The sequence below is a fragment of the Nostoc sp. genome, assembly GCF_036917135.1.
In the GTDB taxonomy this organism is placed as follows: Bacteria; Cyanobacteriota; Cyanobacteriia; order Cyanobacteriales; family Nostocaceae; genus Nostoc.
Genome location: NZ_JBALEA010000057.1, coordinates 199,653 through 221,096 on the forward strand (window position 1 = coordinate 199,653; position 21,444 = coordinate 221,096).

The 21,444-nt window shown below is 43.1% G+C and carries 21 protein-coding genes; 9 read left to right on the plus strand and 12 right to left on the minus strand.

Translation table 11 applies throughout. The annotated features are described in order from the left end of the window. Positions 1 to 766 precede the first annotated feature (766 nt). From V7K50_RS16860 to V7K50_RS16885, 6 genes are all read left to right on the plus strand, one after another. On the plus strand, positions 767 to 1,543 hold the full coding sequence (locus V7K50_RS16860; RefSeq protein WP_334798737.1) for an RNA polymerase sigma factor SigF: 777 nt from the start codon (positions 767 to 769) through the stop codon (positions 1,541 to 1,543). A gap of 166 nt (positions 1,544 to 1,709) precedes the next feature. Further along, the gene (locus tag V7K50_RS16865) at positions 1,710 to 2,549 is read left to right on the plus strand and encodes a hypothetical protein (protein WP_334961912.1); all 840 of its coding nucleotides are present in this window, start codon (positions 1,710 to 1,712) and stop codon (positions 2,547 to 2,549) included. A gap of 2 nt (positions 2,550 to 2,551) precedes the next feature. Next, positions 2,552 to 2,803 (plus strand): hypothetical protein, encoded by a 252-nt coding sequence (locus V7K50_RS16870; RefSeq protein ID WP_334961914.1) that lies wholly within the window; start codon positions 2,552 to 2,554, stop codon positions 2,801 to 2,803. A 405-nt stretch (positions 2,804 to 3,208) separates the two neighbouring features. Further along, on the plus strand, positions 3,209 to 4,492 hold the full coding sequence (glyA, locus tag V7K50_RS16875) for a serine hydroxymethyltransferase (protein WP_334961915.1): 1,284 nt from the start codon (positions 3,209 to 3,211) through the stop codon (positions 4,490 to 4,492). Between the two features lie 157 nt (positions 4,493 to 4,649). Next, a complete protein-coding gene (locus V7K50_RS16880; protein ID WP_334961917.1) occupies positions 4,650 to 5,900 on the plus strand; it encodes a competence/damage-inducible protein A in 1,251 nt (416 codons plus the stop codon). 48 nt (positions 5,901 to 5,948) lie between these two features. Continuing rightward, complete coding sequence (locus V7K50_RS16885) at positions 5,949 to 6,227, plus strand: hypothetical protein (RefSeq protein WP_334961919.1); 279 nt, start codon at positions 5,949 to 5,951, stop codon at positions 6,225 to 6,227. A gap of 18 nt (positions 6,228 to 6,245) precedes the next feature. Here V7K50_RS16885 and V7K50_RS16890 read toward each other — a convergent pair whose 3' ends face one another. The 3 genes from V7K50_RS16890 to V7K50_RS16900 form a co-directional block, all read right to left on the minus strand. After that, a complete protein-coding gene (locus V7K50_RS16890; RefSeq protein WP_334961921.1) occupies positions 6,246 to 6,476 on the minus strand; it encodes a hypothetical protein in 231 nt (76 codons plus the stop codon). Between the two features lie 101 nt (positions 6,477 to 6,577). Continuing rightward, the gene (locus V7K50_RS16895) at positions 6,578 to 7,213 is read right to left on the minus strand and encodes a hypothetical protein (RefSeq protein WP_334961923.1); all 636 of its coding nucleotides are present in this window, start codon (positions 7,211 to 7,213) and stop codon (positions 6,578 to 6,580) included. Between the two features lie 173 nt (positions 7,214 to 7,386). After that, positions 7,387 to 7,506 carry an AAA-like domain-containing protein gene (locus tag V7K50_RS16900; RefSeq protein ID WP_334962025.1) on the minus strand — a complete coding sequence of 40 codons (120 nt, stop codon included), beginning with the start codon at positions 7,504 to 7,506 and terminating at the stop codon, positions 7,387 to 7,389. 494 nt (positions 7,507 to 8,000) lie between these two features. Between V7K50_RS16900 and V7K50_RS16905 the strand changes: the two genes are divergently transcribed. Then, complete coding sequence (locus V7K50_RS16905) at positions 8,001 to 8,795, plus strand: LmeA family phospholipid-binding protein (RefSeq protein ID WP_334962027.1); 795 nt, start codon at positions 8,001 to 8,003, stop codon at positions 8,793 to 8,795. Positions 8,796 to 8,943: 148 nt separating this feature from the next. On the opposite strand, the gene V7K50_RS16910 is transcribed toward V7K50_RS16905, so the two are convergent. From V7K50_RS16910 to V7K50_RS16950, 9 genes are all read right to left on the minus strand, one after another. Then, entirely contained in the window at positions 8,944 to 9,090 is a 147-nt protein-coding gene (locus V7K50_RS16910) for a hypothetical protein (RefSeq protein ID WP_334961926.1), read from the minus strand. A gap of 303 nt (positions 9,091 to 9,393) precedes the next feature. Further along, on the minus strand, positions 9,394 to 10,785 hold the full coding sequence (locus V7K50_RS16915; RefSeq protein ID WP_334961928.1) for a UDP-glucose dehydrogenase family protein: 1,392 nt from the start codon (positions 10,783 to 10,785) through the stop codon (positions 9,394 to 9,396). A 145-nt stretch (positions 10,786 to 10,930) separates the two neighbouring features. Beyond that, positions 10,931 to 11,881, minus strand: a complete 951-nt coding sequence (locus tag V7K50_RS16920) for a UDP-glucuronic acid decarboxylase family protein (protein WP_334961930.1) — start codon at positions 11,879 to 11,881, stop codon at positions 10,931 to 10,933. A 360-nt stretch (positions 11,882 to 12,241) separates the two neighbouring features. Next, positions 12,242 to 14,377, minus strand: a complete 2,136-nt coding sequence (locus tag V7K50_RS16925) for a cation:proton antiporter domain-containing protein (RefSeq protein WP_334961932.1) — start codon at positions 14,375 to 14,377, stop codon at positions 12,242 to 12,244. A 140-nt stretch (positions 14,378 to 14,517) separates the two neighbouring features. Beyond that, a complete protein-coding gene (locus V7K50_RS16930) occupies positions 14,518 to 15,174 on the minus strand; it encodes an HAS-barrel domain-containing protein (RefSeq protein ID WP_334961934.1) in 657 nt (218 codons plus the stop codon). 88 nt (positions 15,175 to 15,262) lie between these two features. Further along, a complete protein-coding gene (locus tag V7K50_RS16935) occupies positions 15,263 to 15,460 on the minus strand; it encodes an NAD(P)H dehydrogenase subunit NdhS (protein WP_099099801.1) in 198 nt (65 codons plus the stop codon). Between the two features lie 115 nt (positions 15,461 to 15,575). Continuing rightward, entirely contained in the window at positions 15,576 to 16,889 is a 1,314-nt protein-coding gene (rodA, locus tag V7K50_RS16940) for a rod shape-determining protein RodA (protein WP_334961936.1), read from the minus strand. A gap of 218 nt (positions 16,890 to 17,107) precedes the next feature. Next, positions 17,108 to 18,178 carry an Mrp/NBP35 family ATP-binding protein gene (locus V7K50_RS16945; RefSeq protein WP_334961937.1) on the minus strand — a complete coding sequence of 357 codons (1,071 nt, stop codon included), beginning with the start codon at positions 18,176 to 18,178 and terminating at the stop codon, positions 17,108 to 17,110. Positions 18,179 to 18,794: 616 nt separating this feature from the next. Continuing rightward, complete coding sequence (locus V7K50_RS16950) at positions 18,795 to 19,319, minus strand: SRPBCC family protein (protein WP_334961938.1); 525 nt, start codon at positions 19,317 to 19,319, stop codon at positions 18,795 to 18,797. A gap of 452 nt (positions 19,320 to 19,771) precedes the next feature. Here V7K50_RS16950 and hemF point away from each other — a divergent pair, with 452 nt between their 5' ends. Further along, the gene (gene hemF, locus V7K50_RS16955) at positions 19,772 to 20,815 is read left to right on the plus strand and encodes an oxygen-dependent coproporphyrinogen oxidase (RefSeq protein WP_334961939.1); all 1,044 of its coding nucleotides are present in this window, start codon (positions 19,772 to 19,774) and stop codon (positions 20,813 to 20,815) included. A 249-nt stretch (positions 20,816 to 21,064) separates the two neighbouring features. Then, complete coding sequence (locus V7K50_RS16960; RefSeq protein WP_334961941.1) at positions 21,065 to 21,433, plus strand: STAS domain-containing protein; 369 nt, start codon at positions 21,065 to 21,067, stop codon at positions 21,431 to 21,433. The last annotated feature ends 11 nt before the right edge of the window (positions 21,434 to 21,444 follow it).

The following is a 21,444-nucleotide window of genomic DNA, read 5'->3' on the forward strand; positions in this document are numbered from 1 at the left end:
TAACTCTTGCAATTGGGAAAAGTATGATACCTGGGTTTTGTGGGTGAATTGATTCATCCCTTTTCCCTTTTATTAAAAAACTATAGACGAATGGCACTAAGTTAAGATACAGCCCTTGCCGCAACTGTTTCCCAGCCTGGAGTCTGGGGACGAGATGACATATTAACAATTCAAAATTCAAAATTCAAAATTAAAGACATTTCAGACGTTCGCGTAGTGCCATTGACCATAGACTTAAGTACAAAAAAGGGTGATAAGCCCTTTTTTTATTGGCTTGAGTAAATACACGGATTATTTTTTTAAGATTATTAGTAATTTTTAATTATTGGATAAATCTCAGTTGAATAGACACGTAATTTTACTGTAAATCCAACTTTTGCTTATCCAACAAAAACCTAACCACTGTTGTTTTGTTTCTCTAAATTAGCTTCATCATTAATTAATTCAAGTTAAGTACAATCTCGGTTTGATATTTAGTGATTAATTTTATATTTTATTCCTATGTAGTTCTAAAAAAAGCTACAGGTCATACCAAAGATAAATAACAAACTAAATGGTGATTTCGCCCATTTAAATTTTGCTCGATTGTCAAGCACCCTATGTAATTTTGATAGAAAAGCTTTGCTATCTACCATAGTATTTTCTAGGAAAAATAGCGCGATATTGTCTTTGATATCGTGCGATGCCTACGGCGGGCGTGTACGCCATCGCAGCTGAATTTAAAAACGAATAATTGATTCTTTATTTGCTCACTAAACCCGGTGCTATGCCTACCACAGTCACCAATGAACTAAAACACGAAATTTGGCAGTTGTTGCGAGAATATCAGCAATCTCCGTCAGAAAATGTCCGCAATCAACTCGTAAAACTCAATTTTGGACTTGTGAGAAAAGAAGCTCACTACTGGACAAATCAATGTCATGAAACCTACGATGATTTGCTCCAGGTTGGATGTTTGGGTTTAATCAGGGCGATTGAAAGATTTGAACTTTCTAAAGGACACGCCTTCAGTTCCTACGCTCTTCCCTATATTCGGGGTGAAATTCAACACTATCTCCGAGATAAAGGTGTCACCGTGCGAATTCCTCGCAGGTGGTTGGCGCTGCAACAGCAAGCAATAGGAGTTTCACGTTCTTGGCGGGCAAAACATAATCGCCAACCAAGCGACTCAGAATTAGCAGCAGCACTAGAAATTTCTCCAAATGAATGGCAAGAAATTAAATTAGCATGGGTTAATCGCGCTCCCTTAAGTCTTGATGTGCCAATCCAAGATGGAGAAGAAGGCTCTACCTGTTTGGGAGAATTGGTTCCAGATCCTAACTATCGCAGCTTTCAACTGGCACAAGAAGACCAACTTCGCTTACAACAAGCATTGCTTCAGCTAGAAAAACGCACCCGCGATGTGTTGGAATGTGTATTCTTGCAAGATTTGACACAAAAACAAGTTGCAGAACATTTGGGCATCAGTGTAGTAACAGTTTCCCGTAGAGTCAAGAAGGGTCTGGATTTAATGAAAGAGCTTATGGGTGTGGCAGAGGATTGATTGCAAACAAACACCAACCCGCAGTTATGCTGGGTAGGTAGTGCTAAAAATAACCCTTGAAATGTCAAAAATTAGGTTATAAAGGGAACATACTTTGCCTTTGATACAAATTTTAGGCATATTGATTTCCACTTTTCAATTTTCCAATGGCTTTTGAGAAAGGCTCATGGGCAGAACTTCAAAAATTACAATTGCAGCTATTCTAACTTTGGCGATCGCTGGATGTGCTTCTGAAGATACACAACAAGCTATCAATCCTGCGCCAATTCCCCAAATAGCCAAAAAGTCGCTACCAACGGCTCAATCCTTTAAGAATCCAGTGATACCTGCCAAACAGGTTTCACAAGTTAATCCTGCATCTGCTAGCTTGATTCAATCCACTAATGCTACAGAGCGGGTGCGGTTAGTTGAGATATCAAAAAATCGGAGTGACCCCTTTGCACAAGTTTTCGGGCAACTGGTTCCCGGAATGTCTAAAACACCTGGAAGACCAGTTCCCGTGTTGCCTAAGCTACCGACTGCATTGGTAGTAAAACCAAAACTTCCAACACCCAGGATAGCTTTAAATCAACAGAAACCTGTACCAAAAAAAGTCAATCCTACCTTGATTTCGGTCTTGCCTAAGCTTTTGCCTCAAGTTGTCGCCAACCCGACTTTAGTCTCTGTATTGCCACCACCAGCGCAACCTGACTTAGCAAGGGCAGTTATTGTGACTGGTGTAGTTCTAATTAGTAAGGAACCACAGGCAATTATCAAAGTACCCGATGAGCCAGCGAGTCGCTATGTCCAGGCGGGACAGCGATTAGCAAATGGCGTACTGATTAAACGTATTGAAATGAATGGAGGCTCCAACCCGATTGTGATTCTCGAACAATTTGGTATCGAAGTTGCCAAAATGGTAGGGGAAGGGGCTGTCAACTCAACGCCGTCTGCTGTATCTGCTACCGGCAATCCTGTTTCAGCGACAACGCCCCCCCAAAATACCTTTAATGTGGGAGCTTCATAAAGATGGAGACTAAGGAAAAAATTGAATTCGCTGGTTTGCCTTTAGCTGTCTATAGAGAAATAGCAGCGCATTTACGTCAAATCGAAGGGGTGGAAGTAGATTTAATTCCCCAATCATCCCAAGAATTTGATTACAATCAAAGTCAAATTGGTGGTTTGAGCCTTTCGTGGAGGGCAAACTCTGGTTTAGAATGTCGGCAACGAGTTAACCAGATTTTGGCTTACTATCAAAATCGCTATATTAATCCTGTTTGATTTGTGAAAATTGCAACCCCCAGATCCCCGACTTCTCTAAGAAGTCGGGGATCTTGTTGTTCACGAATAATTAAGTAGGGCAATGGTGTCTTAATATTACAGTATATTTCCTACTCCTGACTCGGAATTCACTCCACGGTAATACCGAAGCGATCGCCTTTCCCTCTGTCTCACATCAGAGCGATCGTAGCAAAATCAAGATTCCCAAAAGCAAGGTTATGATAATTAATGCATTAATTGAGCTTGGGTTTAATAATAAATAAGTTGGTACAAATAAACCTCCAGGGTACGGAGACGATTAATCGCCTCTGTGCAGCAGTCAAAAACCATTACTCTTGACTGTTATTTAGGTGGTGTATCCAACGAAAATCAGGCGTTGTACAAATTTCCATAAGGATAATTGAAGTGACTAGGACTAATTCAGATTTTCTTTCCTCCAGTGATCCAGCGATCGCAGAGTTAATCAACGACGAACTACAGCGTCAGCGAAACCACTTGGAGTTGATTGCTAGTGAAAACTTTACTTCTGCTGCTGTACTAGCGGCTCAAGGTTCAGTACTGACAAATAAATATGCCGAGGGTTTACCTGGTAAACGCTACTATGGCGGTTGTGAGTTTGTAGACAAAATCGAGCAAATAGCGATCAATCGTGCTAAACAGATATTTGGTGCTGCTCATGCCAATGTGCAACCCCATTCTGGCGCACAAGCCAATTTTGCAGTGTTCTTATCCCTGCTGCAACCAGGGGACAAAATTATGGGCATGGATTTGTCTCATGGGGGACATCTCACCCACGGTTCCCCTGTAAATGTTTCAGGTAAGTGGTTCCAAGTTAGTCATTACGGGGTTAGTCAACAAACAGAACAACTTGACTATGACCAAATTCGGGAGCTGGCGCTGAGGGAGCGTCCTAAGCTGCTGATTTGTGGTTATTCGGCATATCCCCGTATAATTGACTTTGAAAAGTTCCGTAGTATTGCTGATGAAATCGGTGCCTATTTACTTGCCGATATTGCTCACATTGCTGGTTTAGTTGCTAGTGGTCTTCATCCCGATCCCATTCCTCATTGTCATGTGGTGACAACAACTACCCATAAGACTCTACGCGGACCTAGAGGTGGTTTAATTTTGACCAGTGACGCAGAACTAGGTAAAAAGCTAGATAAATCTGTTTTTCCTGGTAGCCAAGGCGGGCCATTGGAACACGTCATTGCTGGTAAGGCAGTCGCTTTTGGAGAAGCCCTCAAGCCTGAGTTTAAAACCTATTCTGCCCAAGTGATTGAAAATGCTCGTGCTTTGGCCGAACAACTGCAAAACCGGGGTTTAAAGTTGGTGTCTAATGGCACTGACAACCATTTACTATTAGTAGATTTACGCTCCGTAGGTCTAACTGGTAAGCAGGCGGATCAACTAGTTAGTACCGTGAATATTACTGCTAACAAGAATACTATTCCCTTTGATCCGCAATCGCCATTTGTTACCAGTGGATTGAGGTTAGGTTCGCCCGCAATGACCACGCGAGGCTTAGGAGTAGCAGAATTTACCGAGATTGCAAATATTATTAGCGATCGCCTGCTTTCTCCAGATTCCGACGTAGTAACCCAAGATTGTCGGCAACGGGTAGCGGCATTGTGCGATCGCTTCCCCCTATATCCTCACCTGGAAATTCCTGTAGCAGCACTAGCCTGACATTATAGATAGTTAGGAGTTAAGAGTTAAGAGTGATGAGTTTTAAGTTTTGAACTCCAAACTTCTAACTCCTAACTCCTAACTCCTAACTCCTAACTCCTAACTCCTAACTCCTAACTCCTAACTCCTAACTCCTAACTTCTTACTATTCCTTCCAATGAGTGCAGAAATTATTTGTGTTGGTACAGAACTGCTGCTAGGAGATATCCTCAACGGCAATGCTCAATATTTGGCGCAACAATTAGCGCAGCTAGGTATCCCCCATTACTATCAAACAGTGGTTGGGGATAATCCAGAACGGTTGAAGCAAGTTATAGAAATTGCTATTTCCAGAGCGCAAATTCTTATTTTCACTGGTGGACTTGGCCCGACACCAGATGATCTTACCTGCGAAGCGATCGCCGATTTTTTTAAAGTCCCCTTGGTAGAACGCTCTGATATCATCGAAGACATAACCCAGAAATTCGCCCAACGTGGTCGGGTTATGTCCCCAAGTAACCGCAAGCAAGCTTTAATTCCCCAAGGTGCAGAAATTCTCCCCAACCCCACTGGAACAGCACCCGGTATTATTTGGCAACCTCGTCCTGAAATCACGATTTTTACCTTTCCCGGTGTTCCCAGTGAAATGCATCCGATGTGGGAAGAAACAGCCGTGCCATTTCTTAAAAGTCAAGGTTGGGGTAAAGAAATTATTCACAGTCGGAGTTTAAAATTTTGGGGTATTGGTGAATCTGCTTTGGCGGAAAAAGTTGCTTCCTATTTGAAGTTGCCAAATCCCACAGTCGCCCCTTATGCAGGTAAGGGGGAAGTAAGATTGCGAGTCTCTGCTAAAGCCACTTCAGAAGCAGTAGCAGAAGCCTTAATTGCGCCCATTGAAAAACAACTTAAAGAAATTGCCGGACTGGATTTCTACGGTGTTAATAATGATACTCTTGCTTCCGTAGTTGGTCAGTTATTGCGGACATCAAAAGAAACGCTTTCGGTGGCAGAATCTTGCACTGGTGGCGGTTTGGGGCAAATGTTAACTGAGATATCTGGAAGTTCTGATTACTTTTGGGGTGGCGTAATTTCTTATGACAATTCGGTGAAGGTTGGGCTGCTGGGGGTTAACCAGGAAGATTTAGATAAATTTGGGGCAGTAAGTGCTACTGTTGCAGAGCAAATGGCAATTGGAGTCAAAACCCGCCTTGCAACAACTTGGGGATTGAGTATTACTGGAATTGCTGGCCCAACTGGAGGGACAGATACTAAGCCAGTGGGTTTAGTTTACGTTGGTTTAGCTGGGCCAAAGGATGAAGTGACAAGTTTTGAGTATCAGTTTGGTACAGTGCGAGGACGCGCTCTAATTCGTCATGTCAGCGCGAATGCAGCGTTGGATAATCTGCGGCGGAAGTTGTTGACGAGGTAGAAGGTATGTTATTTTTGTCATACACGTGTATGACAAACGAACCTAACCATGCGAATTAATGCGCGATTAGATGACGAGTATGCTGACAAACTAGCCTTTATTCAACAGCAGACTAATCAGGCAGTAACAGATGTGATTAAGTCTGCTATTGATGCGTGGACCGACTCTCAAGAACCAAATTTACAGGGGGCTGTTTCTACAGGGGATATTTGGCAATTTGCTCTATTGAATCGAGAAAGTAAACAAATAACTCAAGACCTGAATTTATATCGTGTTCCTGCTGACATAGACGACTTGCTTCGGATTTTGGTGGCGATACTGAGCTAAGTATGAAACACTATTATATTAATATTTTCTATAGTGAATAAGATAAGGGCTATATTGCTGATATTCCTGATCTGAAATACTGTTCAGCATTTGGTTTAACTGAAGAGGAAGCGCTTCGTGAAGTCTTGCAAGCAAAAGCAGCATGGTTAGATGCTGCCAAAATTGAGGGAAAACTAATTCCTGAACCGAGATATCATCCGGCAATTTAGCAGATCGCCTCATGATTAGCAGAGAGGCAATGTCTGACAACAAGCCGCTCCCCGTCTACGCACTTGGTGAAAAGTTTTATCAGTATATTTCAGCGATCGCTATCACCAACATCCTATGCAACATTATAAATCCGCATCTGATCACTCGGAGTAACGAATTCTCTGTGGATAAACCCTGAAAGAATCAAAGAAATTAACAGTTTCTGTAGTTAATTCATTATCTGCTACGGCTCCCAGAACGTACATACGTCCTTTAACCAAAAACGCTTGATATTGTCCCAATGTGCCGTCATCATTTTGCACCACCAACTCTATACCAGGAGCTTCATCAATGACAAGATTGGTACTTTTAACTACTTTACCTTTTTTAACAATCTTTTCTCGCATTGAGCTTTGCAGCAATTGCCGAATTTCTTGAGTAGATAAATAGAAAATATCTCGAGGTAAATCTTTCTGGATAATAATGTATGTCGTCTGACTAGTAGCACTCCATGATGTCAATTGGCTAGAGTCGTTACTTTCTACTTTTCCTGGCATCATAATTTCAAAATCATGTTGCGCCCCCCAATAAGTATCATCAAGTACAATTAGAATAGATTGTTTAGTTTTTAATAGTAAATTCTTCTCAGATACTCGGTTACTAACTAATGCTACTGCTGGCTTCTGCATCTCCGAAATCACAGCAAATAATAAGGTAACAGGAAATGGCAGTAAAGCGGAAATCAATACATAAGTAGCTAATGGGATTTTAAATTTTTTTTGTACGTTGTCTAGCATTGGATCACCTTTTAAACTCAACAATTCCATCTAACTCATGCTTCTATTCGAGTTCAGATATGAGAAGGAATTAACTTAATTAAGTTCTATTGATTTAGAATTATCTTTAAAATCACAACACTAATTTCTAAACTCCCTCTGTCCAAAAGAAAACAGTTTGGTAAATATCAAATTTATGGATTATTTGTTGAAAAATTCAGAAAATATTGAGGGTATAATTCGCAGTGAGGCATTACCTCATCACCTTCTAACTTGCTTAGTCCCATACTCTGTAATTTAAATCTTGGTACTATCTTTAATAGTACAGTAAGTAGGTAGGCACAATTAAAGCGAACTACGTCAACTTATGTAAAGCACCAAAAACGGTTTGAATATAAGCTTTTAAAAGATTTACATTTCTTAATTTAGTTGGCTTTTTTAACGCCCACCTACTTAACGCTGTATGCATTAACCCAGAAGTCGCTACCGCATTGTCACACAAGCGCACAGATGACAGGTAGATTGTGGTGAGACAAAACCAAGGTATTACGTCTGCCTCCACTGGCTCGAGACTGTTGTTAATTGAACCGCAATCGCACCCACTGCCCAAAATCTAGTGGGGCTGCATTAGCTTCCTTTGTTAATATCTAATGCTAACAGAAGTAAGCTAGTAATATTTAATACACTACCATATCAACCATCAGCCATCCAACTCCTATCCATCAGCACAATTAATCACGGGATCGCTTGCTGTATTCTTCACAGTTTGTTACAAAAGTACAAAGAACTTCTAGAGACCCAAAACCACATGTTCGGCGGACTTACTGGTTTACAAGATCCTAAAGGCACAGATTGGGGAGAGCGGATGCTCAACACGGTCGCCAGCCAAACGATTCGCCACCTGTTTACCCAAAGCGAGTCAGTAGAAGTCTTTGTGCGCTGCTACCCCTCCAGCAAACTGTTGCAAGGCAGCATTGATAGCTTCAAAATGAGCGGTCGTGGCTTGGTGATTCGGAAAGATTTCGCAGTAGAGGAGATGTCTTTTGAAACCGATGCGGTTGCTATTGACTTCGGCTCGGTTTTAAGTGGCAAACTTAGCCTTAAACAACCTACTCAAGCGATCGCTCAAGTCATATTATCAGAAGCAGGCATCAACCAAGCCTTTAACGCGGAACTGGTGAAAAAGCGCCTACTTAACCTCACCGTACCATCACTGACGGCATTATCTGGCGGTGAACCAGTCTCCTTTACGGAAGTTGAGGTACAGCTATTACCTGAAAATCGTTTACAGCTTGTAGCAAAAGCAGATTTAAACAATGGCGAACTAGTTCCCCTGAGTATGATCCTAAGCATAGGCATAGAAAGGCGGCGGCGAGTTTCTTTCAAAGATCCAAAAATTCAACTTGACCAAGTGCCAGAAGCGCAAAGGGAAATTTCGCAAACTTTGAGCGTAGCGTTGGTAGAAATTTTGGATAATATGGTCGATTTGGATCGTTTTGACCTTGATGGAGTGAAAATGAGACTCAATAGATTAGAAACTGAAGGACAAAAACTTATTTTCAGTGGATATGCTGAAGTTGAACGTATTCCACATAGCGCTTGATATGATATTTTCACGCAAAAATGCCAAGGAAAGGAAAGCTTTAAACAAATTAAATACCGCCTAGAAGATTCTAGGCGGTAGTTTAAATCTTGAGGTTTTGAAGGGAGTTAGGAGTTATTTATTATGGGTCAATACGCTTGGGTTAAGGCTAAAACTCTTTGTGAAAGTTAATTTTTTTTAACGTAGACGCTTCTCTACGAGACGCTACGCGAACGGCTTCCCGCAGGGTACCGCAGAGGCGCAAAAAAGCCAGTGCGTTGCGGTGAGGCAGTCCGGTCTTGGGGGTTTCCCCCATAAGGAACTGCCGTTAGCGAGCCTGCGAGCGTCACCCGAAGGGGGGTGGAGGAGTTTGTAGCAACTGGCGAGACACAGAGAGAAGGAAGAAATGCTTAACTGAACTGTATTGGATTGTAGGTTGTATTAAACCTCCTCCATTTTGAACTCTGGAGTAGTACGGGCAGCGTTCGACTGAGCGCTCACGCCGAAGTCTTGCCCGCTACTACCACCAGGGAGCAAGATGCTCCCACTACTTTTAAAAACTATGGTTCTCAAAATAGTGTGGTTTAATTTTTATTTATCATTCCTAACTCCTAACTCTCTACCGTCCCACGCCTACATATTGGAATCCAGCGCGGATCAGTGCTTCGGGGTCGAGGAAGTTACGACCATCGATGATAACTGGGTGGGCCATTAATTTTGCCATCTTTACATAGTCGAGAGTGCTGAACTGCTGCCATTCGGTGACAAGTACCAAAGCATCGCAGCCATCAGCTAGTCTTTCGGCATCGGTTTCCACTAACACCCCAGAAAGACCATGACGCATACCTGTTTGGGAAATAATGGGGTCGTAAGCTTTGACTTTAGCTCCTAGTCTATTTAGTTGCTCAATTAGGATGAGGGCTGGAGCGTCGCGCAAGTCGTCGGTATCTGGTTTGAATGTCAGTCCGAGTAGTCCAACTGTTTTGCCTTTGAGGATTTTCAGAACTTGTTGAAGTTTCTCTAAAGCAATCAACCGTTGGCGTTCATTGACACTGACAGCAGCTTTCATTAGCTGGGCTTCATAGCCATAGTCATCAGCAGTGTGAATCAGGGCGGAGACATCTTTAGGGAAGCAAGAACCACCCCAACCAATACCAGCTTGTAAAAACTTGTTGCCAATGCGGGAGTCTAGACCGATACCTTTGGCTACTTGGGTGACATCAGCACCGACGCGATCGCAAATATTAGCGACTTCGTTAATAAAACTAATCTTAGTGGCTAAAAAGGCATTAGCGGCGTATTTGATCATCTCCGCCGAGCTGAGGTCTGTTGCCAAAATTGGCACAGGCGGTAAAGATTGATCCTCAGCGAACTTACGTTCGACTATTGGGGCATACAGTTGCTTCATCAAGGCTACTGCCCTTTGACTATTGCCCCCTAGTACGATGCGATCGGGGTTGAAGGTGTCGTGAACTGCCGAACCTTCGCGTAAAAACTCTGGATTGCTGACTACATCAAACTCGGCTGCAAACTCAGGTAATTTCTCATCACTCGACACTCCACCTGCGGGTATCAGTGTTTTCTGCCGTTCAGCAATACCATCTAGAACAAGCATCCGCACCCAGTCACCTGAGCCAATGGGTACTGTAGATTTATTGACTATAACTTTATAGCCACCGTTGAGATTTTCCCCGATGCCACGGGCTACAGCTTCGACGTAACGAGTATCACTTTCACCAGTGGGTAAAGGTGGTGTTCCCACAGCAATAAACAGAATTTCCCCGTGGGTGACTCCGGCAGCGAGATCGCTAGTAAAATGAATTTTCTCTGTTTGAATGGCAGACTGCATAATTTCTGAGAGTCCCGGCTCAAAAATTGGGGACTGCCCAGACTTCATCAACTTAACTTTTTCTTCGTTGTTGTCTACGCAAATTACCTCATGCCCAATATGAGCCAAGCAAGCACCTGTAACTAAACCAACATAACCAGTACCAATCACACAAACACGCATTTTTTAGCTCCTCACTTTTTTGGGTTAGTCTTCAAAAAGAAGTTGTCAACTTGACACTTACACACTGGCAGTAAACTCAGCCACTAAGCAGATTAGTTATGGAGGGTGAGCCTGGATGAAAATTCAAAGCGACACTAAAGGCTGCTTAGATGGTTGAATTATTGACATCGCCTTGAATGCGATCGCGAAAATCTTCTATTGTCAGTTTTAACCCCTCTTGGAGAGCAATGGTGGGTTCCCAATTTAACCAAGTTTTTGCCTTTGTGATATCGGGCTGGCGACGCCGGGGATCGTCCAAAGGTAGTTCCTCGAACTTAATCTGCGCGTCTGGGTTGATCATGTTTTGCACAGTTTGGGCCAATTGTAAAATCGTGTATTCACCAGGATTGCCCAGGTTGACTGGGCCAATGTAGTCGCTATTCATTAGGCGGATGAATCCTTCTACCAAATCGGAAACGTAGCAGAAACTACGAGTTTGCGAACCATCACCATAGACAGTTAAAGGATTACCCCGTAAGGCTTGAACTATAAAGTTGCTCACCACCCGACCATCGTTTTCTAACATTCTCGGCCCGTAGGTGTTGAATATCCGCACAACTCGAATATCAACTTTATTTTGCCTATAGTAATCAAATGCTAGAGTCTCAGCAATTCTTTTACCTTCGTCGTAGCATGAACGTATGCCAATGGGATTGACGCTACCCCTATACTCTTCAGTTTGGGGATGAACTTCTGGATCTCCGTATACTTCACTAGTTGAAGCCAAGAAAAACCTAGCTTTCACACGTTTAGCCAGCCCCAACATGTTCAGTGTTCCCATCACGTTAGTTTTAACGGTTTTAACTGGGTTGTACTGGTAATGTACTGGTGAAGCTGGACAAGCTAAATGATAAATTTGATCTACTTCTAACCGAATTGGTTCGGTAATATCGTGGCGGATCAGTTCAAAGTACGGATTACCTAGCCATTTAAGGATATTACGTTTGTGACCAGTGTAAAAATTATCCAAGCATATTAATTCATGCCCAGCAGCCATTAGTCGGTCGATGAGATGGGAACCAATAAACCCAGCACCGCCGGTCACCAAAATTCTCATAGTTTCCCAGTTACTTACAAATATTTTCAGTAGCTATTGCACTTACTTTTAGATTACCCAGCTTGGGGACAAAAATACAAAATAAAAAAAGAACAAGGCTCAAGCAAAATTTTTGTTGAACTTAGCTATTTTTTACGGATGTAGTTTTATGATGTTTTTACCTGCTTCCTTAAGAATTTAATTAGTAAAATAACAAATATTGTTTGAAAATTGTTGGTTTTTTACCTAAGCTTTATCAAATCTTCAACAAGAGAGGGATGAACATCTGTGCATCTGTACAGTCGATTCATTTGTTGCCAAGATTTGGGGAAATTCTCGGACACCCAACCTCCACTTAAGTAGATTGAACTATGGCTCGTATTATACAGTAGATGTAATGGTAGTAACCACATTAGAGGTAATTAGATTAGTTTGAGTGCGTTGGGGTTCTCCAAGCATGACTATAGAGCAGGTGAGTTGTCTGGCTAACTGGGTTGTGACATCGCTAATGGCTAACCCTCCAGGACTGGTACGATTACGTATAAAAGGTAAAACTACTAAATCATATAATCGTGCTGCCTGCAAAATTGCTTGGGCAACATTTTCGTGAGCAATAATTTGAATTTCTGGGGGATCGGTCAAAGCTAATTTAGATACTAGTAGGGAGAGATGCGATCGCCTCCAAGCAATTTTACTTGAACTAGTGCGGCGATCGCACACATTCAGCACAGTAATATGGCTCTGATTTTCCTCTGCCAACATCTGGGCAAATTGTATAGGCTGTAATGTCGGTGCGGTTAAATTTTCTACTGGAACTAAGATGCGCTGAATTTTTTTCGGTGATTCTACTAAACGTGTCACCGCTACTGGACAATGGGATGCCCAAAGCACACCATCAATTACATTGCCAAATAAACGCGCTCGTAACCCAGTGCGTTTACCCCAACCCATAACAATTAAATTAGCGTTTTGTTCACGAGCAGCTCTACTAATTCCTTGAGCAAAGGCATCATCGATTCGCAGCATTGGTTCTGCGGCCACGCCCAATATTCGACTGTGTGCTGTGGCTTTGGTTAATAAACGCTCACTCCGTTGTAGAGAGGCTTCTAACTGCGGTGCATCCATGTGAGCGGTAGCAGGAGCAATCGCCAGTGGGATAATTTTACCCTGAGACTGACGCGCTAATAACGCCGCCATTTCAATCAAATACTGTTCAGTCTGAGGGTTATACACAGGTACGACTATAGTGAAAGCACTGTCTGTCTCTGGTGCGTTCTGGTCAGGTAGGGGTGGTGTTGGATCTTCGGCTGTTGAGGAATTTAAACCAACAGCTATTCGACTGGTCATCAACGGTCCTAATGTTGATGTGACAAGCATTAAGACAATGACACCGTGTAATACTTCTAGTGGCAGCAACCCCGCCCGATATCCCACTAACGTTGCTGCTAAGGTTGTACCAACCTGGGGAAGTGACAGCGACCACATCGTGAGCATTTCTTGCCATTTGTAGCGGTAAACCAGTTTTGTCAACAAAGCCGCGATTAATTTACTGACAATCAAACCGGCTATCATCAACAGCGTTAACTTCAGCGTGTCCAGATTGTTCACAAAGGCGGGTAGATTGATCAGCAAGCCCAGGTCAACAAAGAAAATGGGAATGAATAGCACACTGCCAATAAATACCACCTTTTCTTTAACTGGACCTTCACCGACAGCTTCATTCACTGCCAAACCCGCTAAAAAAGCCCCAACAATTTTTTCTATGCCCATCAATTGAGCGCCCACAGCTGCGAGAAACACCGAAAGCAACACAAACAAAAACTTGTTTCCTTCGTCGTCTCCAGACCGCTTGAAAAATTCTTTGCCCGCCCAATCAAAGCCTGTGACAACGGCTACAGAATAAATAATTAACCAACCCGACAAGGTGAGTAGTTTAGCAATGCTGAATGTCCCAGCTTGAGCGATCGCTACACAAACGGCTAATATCAGTACTGCGCCAATATCTGTAAAAATTGTAGCTCCAATGGTAACAGTAACAGCTTCGTTATTTACCACTCCCAAACGGCTGATTATGGGATATGCCAAAAGGGTATAGGAAGTAAATAAAGAGCCAATTAAGATTGAAGTATTCCAGCCATAGCCGAAAATCAGCCCTAATGAGGTTCCCATCACCAGGGGTATACTGAAAGTCAAGCTAGCGAATCCAAAGGCACGGCTTTTACTTTGGCGGAACTTTTCTAGATCAACCTCTAGCCCAGCGACAAACAGCAAGTAAATTAAGCCAATGTCTGATAGGAGGTTAATCATTGGCGAGTCAGGTTGAAATAGATTCCAGCCTGAGGGACCAAGTACTAGCCCTGAGAAAACCAAACCCACTAATCCTGGTAATCTTAGCCGATCGAACAAGATGGGTATAACTAAGATAACCACCAGTAAAATAGCAAAGGGAACAATGGGTTCCTTGCCAAGAACTTGGGAAGTTGGTTCCAGAACCAGAACTTGTGATAAGAGTTCCATGATGTAGGAATTGAAGGGGCTATGGTAAAATAGCGATTACCTTGGGAGCGATCGCCTGATGGATAAATTGAGAAGCCACCTGAAGAAAAATCAGAAATCTTAATTTACACTAACTAAGTAATTGTCTCAGAACTAAGTACCTACGGGTGGATTTGACTCAAAATGAACCGCAAGCGATCGTAGTCATCTTTGAGTAGCACACTCAAGTTACGTCCAGCTTTAATTAGCCATTCTCGGTCAGCTTTGCGTAACTGGTATACATCTCGAATGGCTGCTGCGGTCAACGACTCGATTGGCGCACCATTGATACAAAGCAGTGTCCGTAAAAAATCTAGTTCTTCAGTAAATTTAATGATAGCTTCTGGTTCACATCGATAAACAGCTTGATGAATTTGCGGGGGACGGGGTGGAAGATACTGATATACTCTTTGGTTATAACTTTGATTTTGCGAAGATAGTTCAAATCCCACAATGGCAGCCCGAAATTCTGTGCGGAGCATGGCGAATATTTGGGGTTGTTCCTCCCGTAAGTCTTGCAACGATAACCCCAAGGCTCTAGCTCGGTGTACGGAATCTATGGGCATAGTTGTGGCATAATACACTACAGCATAGATTTGGTTGCCAGATTCTTCATCTACAGAACAAACCCAACTACCAAAGGGTGGCATAGAGGGAAAGCTCAAATCTTCAGGTTCTAAACACTGAGCTAAAAATTCAGTACTAGTAGTTTCGATCACCTCCGCAATGTGGTTCGGATGGCGATCGCTAGTGGCAAACTGTGGTAGTGGGAGGCGCATAACAGTGCTGAGTTAGGAGTTAAGAGTTATGAGTGATGAGTTGAAGAATCATAACTCCTAACTCCTAACTTCTCACTCCTAACTAATTTTATTTGGCTTTTTTACGTCCGGCGGTGGTCTCTACAAGTTCCAATTCGCTCAGGCGGAAGGTAACTAATTTATCCCAGTTACCACCTTCAAATAATACGGCTACTTTGCCATCACTCAGCCGTTGCACGAGTCCTTCATAACGATAATAGGTATCTGCGGGATTCTTGACGCGAACAGTTGCTCCAGGCAGGATCATGTTTTTAGCCTCGCTTGTTTCCTTTTAATCGTATCGCGGAAGTCCCCACCCTCAACCGTTCGCGCCGCATATCGTAGTTCTTGGTTCTTACAAATGACCAATGACAAATGACCAATCAATAATACTTCTGCCTTTGTCGAAAATTTGCTACTGATTCTACTATTCCCAAGGAAATGAAGTTGGTTAACATTGCAGAACGCCCATAACTCATCCAAGGCAGGGGAATTCCTGCCACAGGCGCTAAACCTACAGTCATACCCACGTTCACAATCACCTGAAACACGATCATCGACAAAACCCCAATAGCCAACAATGAACCAAAGTTATCTTTAGCAGTTTGGGCAATATGTAGTAGACGCCAGGAAATTAAGCAGAAAACAAATAGTACTAGCAAACAACCAATAAAACCGAATTCTTCACCCACTGCGGAGAAAATAAAGTCTGTATGCTGTTCCGGCACGAAATTCAGTTGCGTCATTGGCCCCTTGAAGAGACCCCAGCCCGAAATTTCACCAGCACCAATCGCAATGCGAGATTGAATTAGGTGATACCCAGCACCGAGGGGATCATGATCGGGGTCCATGAATACAGTTAGTCGATCTTTTTGATAGGGTTTTAAAATATGTTTCCAGGCAAAGATTCCTAATTCGCCACCCAGTATATTGAGACTCCATGCACTGATAGCGCCGAAACCAAATCGACGCCAGGGAAGGGTTTGCCAACCGACAATAGCCATCGCAACTGACCAAATTAGCCCTAATAGGCCAAAAGATAGTTCTTTAAATAAAACTACTGGCGCTGCTAATGGCCAAGATATACTAAATAAAATGGCAGCAACCACCGGAGAAATCATCAAAATTAACCAGCCTGGGTTAGCATTTGCCCAATAAAGCATTCCTAAAACGATCGCACCAAATACCAATGATGTTGCTAAATCTGGCTGTAAAAATACCAATCCCCAAGGGATAGCGGTTATTGCCAGAACGCGGAAAACACCTTCGAGGCTAGAAGCAGTGCGCCTGTGTAACAAAGCCGCTAAGGTGATGATCATCCCTATTTTGGCAAATTCTGAGGGTTGCACGTTAAAGCCAGCAACACTAATCCATCGTTGTGCCCCTTTAGCGCTAGTACCAGCAATCATCACGGCGATTAAACTGAAGTTCGTCAGTGAATATGTTACCCAGTGCCACTGCATCAATAGTTCGTAAGGGATGCGAGATAACAACAGCGCTATAAATACGCCGATACCTGCTACCATCCAGTGCCACCACCAGTCAGTTACAGGCTGCTTTAATTCCGTACTGAGAATCATGATGCCGCCAAAGATACTGACAGCAATTGGCAAACAAAATAGTAGCCAATCTACAGACTGCCAGGGCTTAACCCAAGACTTCCAGCGAACTTTGGGGAGCGATCGTTTTAACAACATTGTTCCAGTTTAGACTTTTTTAATTGTTGGGGATTGGGGATTGGGGATTGGGAATTGAGTACTTGTACTGAGCTTTGCCATTGGCGTAGTCTCTCTGAGAGAAGTATTGACAAATGCCCAATACTTCTCCATGTCCCATGCCCCATGCCCCATGCCCAATGCCCAATCTCTAGTATTCCCAAGGTATAGCCCAGGAAGTAGATAGAAATTAAAATTAATTATGTCAAAGCAGCAACTGATACTTTACCAGCAATGGTAAGAGCGATCGCTGTTAATGCTTTTGCCGAAGCTGAATCTGGCTCACCAACGACTATTGGCACACCACTGTCACCGCCAACTCGTGTGGAAATCTCTAGCGGTACACACCCCAATAGTGGCACTCCCAATTCTGCGGCTGTTTTAGAGCCACCACCGGAACCAAAGATGTCATAATGCTTATCCGGTTGATCGGGCGGGATAAAATAGCTCATATTCTCCACGATCCCCAATACTGGGACATTCATCTGTTGGAACATCCGCAATCCCTTGCGAGAATCTAACAGGGCTACAGTTTGCGGCGTAGTGACGATTACTGCCCCAGCCATCGGCACTGCCTGAGTTAAAGTTAACTGGGCATCTCCGGTTCCCGGTGGCATATCTACAATCAAATAATCCAGTTCTCCCCATTCAACTTGATAGAGAAACTGGCGAATTACACCATTGAGCATAGGCCCCCGCCAAATTACTGGTTGATCTCGGTCAATCAAAAAGCCCATTGAAACTAATTTGACACCGTGATTAAAAGCAGGTTCCAGGATATCACCTGTTTCAGTGGAACGCACAGTAATTTGGGCATCAGCCAGACCCAGCATAGTGGGGTCATTGGGGCCGTAAATATCAGCATCAAGCAAGCCGACTTTTGCCCCAGTTTGGGCTAGAGCCACTGCTACATTCACCGCCACCGTACTTTTACCAACGCCACCTTTGCCACTGGAAACAGCAATAATATTTTTGACCCCAGAAATGCCAGTGCGGTCGGGTAAACTTTTTTGTTGCGGTGTTTCTGCCGTCACTTCTATGCTGACATCTGTAACGCCTGGGAGTTTTTTGACAGCTTTCTGACAGTCTTCGACAATAAATTCGCGTAAAGGACAGGCAGGGGTGGTTAAGACTAAAGTAAAACTAACCTTGCCACCGTCAATTGTGACGTTGCGTATCATATTTAGTTCTACTAGACTTTTGCGGAGTTCTGGGTCTTCCACTGGTCGCAAAACTTCTAAGACAGAGCGAGAATCGAGGACATCGTACATAAAAATTCAAAATTCAAAATGAATAAATACACTTGTGGCGAACATCTTAGCTATTAACTGGATGCTTTCGTGAAGTACCCCTTTTTGCTTCGCTGAAAAAGGGGCTTCCAATTTCAACTACACACAATGACGGTCTTATTCGTCTCTTGGGTTTCCCGTCTCATCCGCCGTTGCCACGTTAGGAACTTCCTTTAGAAGTCGAGAACTAAATCTCGTGATGGTCTTGCACAGCGTCCACAGGCAGCCGCCCGTCTACCACAGGCAGTTTGATTTTTGTTTCGTACAACACCGCTTGGATTCACGACAATAGTCAACCAGTTAACAGTGTTCTTTCCCCAATCTCTGATGTTACTGCGGCAAGTCTGACTACTTTGAAGTTAGCCTTTATGTTCCATACAGTTGGGCGGGTCAACGACCATTTATACATTAGTATAAATAGACTCCGCGACATGTTAAGTAAGGTCAGTTTAGTATTTTCACTGTCATTGCCGTAATAAAACTTAGTAAATTGCATTATTACCTAATAGAATCTTAACTTTCTTTGGGCATTGGGCATTGGGCATTAGGTATTGGGTATTGGGCACAAATTCTCCCTTATCCCCCTCATCCCCAGTCCCTAAAAATCAAAACAACTGCCATTAAGGGATTTTTTCTTACCAGATACCGTTGGTAATGCAGTCTTTTCTACTGCCTCAACTAAAGACCGTGCAACGCGGTCTGCATAAGGACGGGATAAAGACCAAATCAGGGGCGATAACCAACCCCGTAGGGTTACAGAATAAGACAAACAAGTACCACAAACCGTTGACTCTACTTGGTAAGTCACCCGTTCCTCTATTCCCGGAATCGCCATCACTCGGATACTCAGCATCTCTTTAGGATTGACGCGTTCCACAAAAATTCTGATGGGAATTGGCGAAAAGCGTGTTACAGCTTGAAAAATTAATCCTGGTTTGGGTACTAATCCGTAGGGTACATTAGTACTCTTAAGTTGTGGATGCCAGGAAACATCAGTTAAGTCAACCACTTTTTGCCACAATTCATCTACAGAAGCAGAACTAATCTCTCGATAGGTCCATACTAGGGAAGCGCAAAAACGACGACGTTTGCGGTGGATGAATTTGGATAACCAACCTTGCATTTTCCTAATCCTCCTCCCTAAACACTTTCTGCTAACTCTGGTATTGTGTGCAACTACGCTCAACCCCTAAATTAAAACTTTCTCAAAAATGCCCTAAAAATAGCAAGCCTCGATTCGCTACAAACCTTAACATCCGACATCAGCAACAATATGGCAAAAAAGTTCTGAGTAGGCCAGTCAAATCCTTGATACCTCAAGCTTAAGACTAAAATTTAGTCTTTATACCAGAATATTCCAATTAAGAATTTCAAAAAAAACTAATTCAATATAGAAGCCTATACGCATTTGAGGGAAAATAACTCTAGTGATGCCCATCAATCGTATAAATGCTTAACCGGTAAGAAAAAAGCGGGTTGGGCAAATAGAGCTAGATTGTTGGCGCGTGTTTCCCCCAAATTTTAAAATGAAAAATTTGTGGCTTTGTGGAATTTGTAATTTAGGTTCGGGAATCTATGTTGACCAACTCGCAAACACCAACTGTAGAAGCAGTATCATCCAAGTCTTTGCCAGCACCTGACTCTCAGATTAGAGTCAGTCAGTTTATGAAACAGCTGCAAGACGAAATTACTGAATCATTAGCAAAACTAGATGGTGTAGCTAAGTTTAATGAAGATAGTTGGGAACGCCCAGAAGGGGGTGGAGGGCGATCGCGCGTGCTGCGAGATGGTGCAATATTTGAACAAGCAGGTGTAAACTTTTCTGAAGTTTGGGGTGACCATTTGCCACCCTCAATTTTAGCCCAACGCCCGGAAGCCGCAGGGCATGGGTTTTATGCCACGGGCACTTCAATGGTATTACATCCTCATAATCCTTATGTACCCACAGTTCATCTAAATTATCGCTACTTTGAAGCTGGGCCAGTGTGGTGGTTTGGTGGCGGTCTTGACTTGACACCTTATTACCCCTTTGCTGAAGATGCGACACATTTACACAAAACATTAAAACAGGCTTGCGACAAACATCACCCTGAATATTACCCAGTGTTTAAGCAGTGGTGTGATGAATATTTCTACCTGAAGCATCGTGACGAGACACGGGGTGTAGGTGGTCTGTTTTTTGATTACCAAGATGGACAGGGTGGTTTATATCGCGGCCCAAATCCCAATGGGGAAGCGGCTATTTATAGCAATCAGGTGGGAACACCAGCAACCCGCAATTGGGAAGATTTGTTTGGCTTTGTGCAAGATTGTGGTAGAGCATTTTTACCAGCCTACGTACCAATTGTAGAACGGCGACATGGGATAGAGTATGGCGATCGCCAACGTAATTTTCAACTCTACCGCCGGGGACGGTATGTAGAATTTAACTTGGTTTATGACCGAGGCACTATTTTTGGTCTGCAAACTAACGGACGTACCGAATCAATTCTCATGTCCCTACCTCCCTTAGTGCGCTGGGAATACGGCTATCAACCGGAACCAAATTCCCCCGAAGCCGAGTTGTATGAAACCTTCCTTAAGCCTCAAGATTGGATCAACTGGACACCGCCTCAATAGGGAATGGGGATTGGGTACTGGGGATTGGGTACTGGGTATTGGGTATTGGGTATTAGCAAAGATATCGCAGTCCGTAATCCCGACTCCCCACTCCCCACTCCCCATTATTTTGGTGAGTTAAAGTCCTCAAGTTAAGTACTTAACAGAAAAAGGTGACAATTTTAGCTATAGCTTGTTAATCTCAAGTGGCAGCATTACAAAATTCTGTAACTAGTTAATCTTGAGAGGAATGCCACGGGGAGGGCTTTAATGATTCATATAGACCAAAAAAGTTATGCAACTCAAGACGGAAACACGGTTATTGTCTTGACACCAGCAGGTCGCCTAGACATTACCACTGCTTGGCAATTTCGCCTGAAGTTACAGGAGTGTATTTCCAAACTCAGTCGCCATGTAGTTGTAAATTTGGCTCAGGTAAATTTTATTGATAGTTCTGGTCTCACGTCTTTGGTAGCTGGAATGCGTGATGCTGATAAAGTAAAGGGCAGTTTCCGCATCTGCAATGTCCATCCAGAAGCCAAACTCGTGTTTGAAGTGACGATGATGGATACTGTCTTTGAAATCTTTGAAACAGAAGAGGAAGCTTTAGAAGGTGTACCTCGTAGCATTGCCAGCTGAAAAAGAATTAG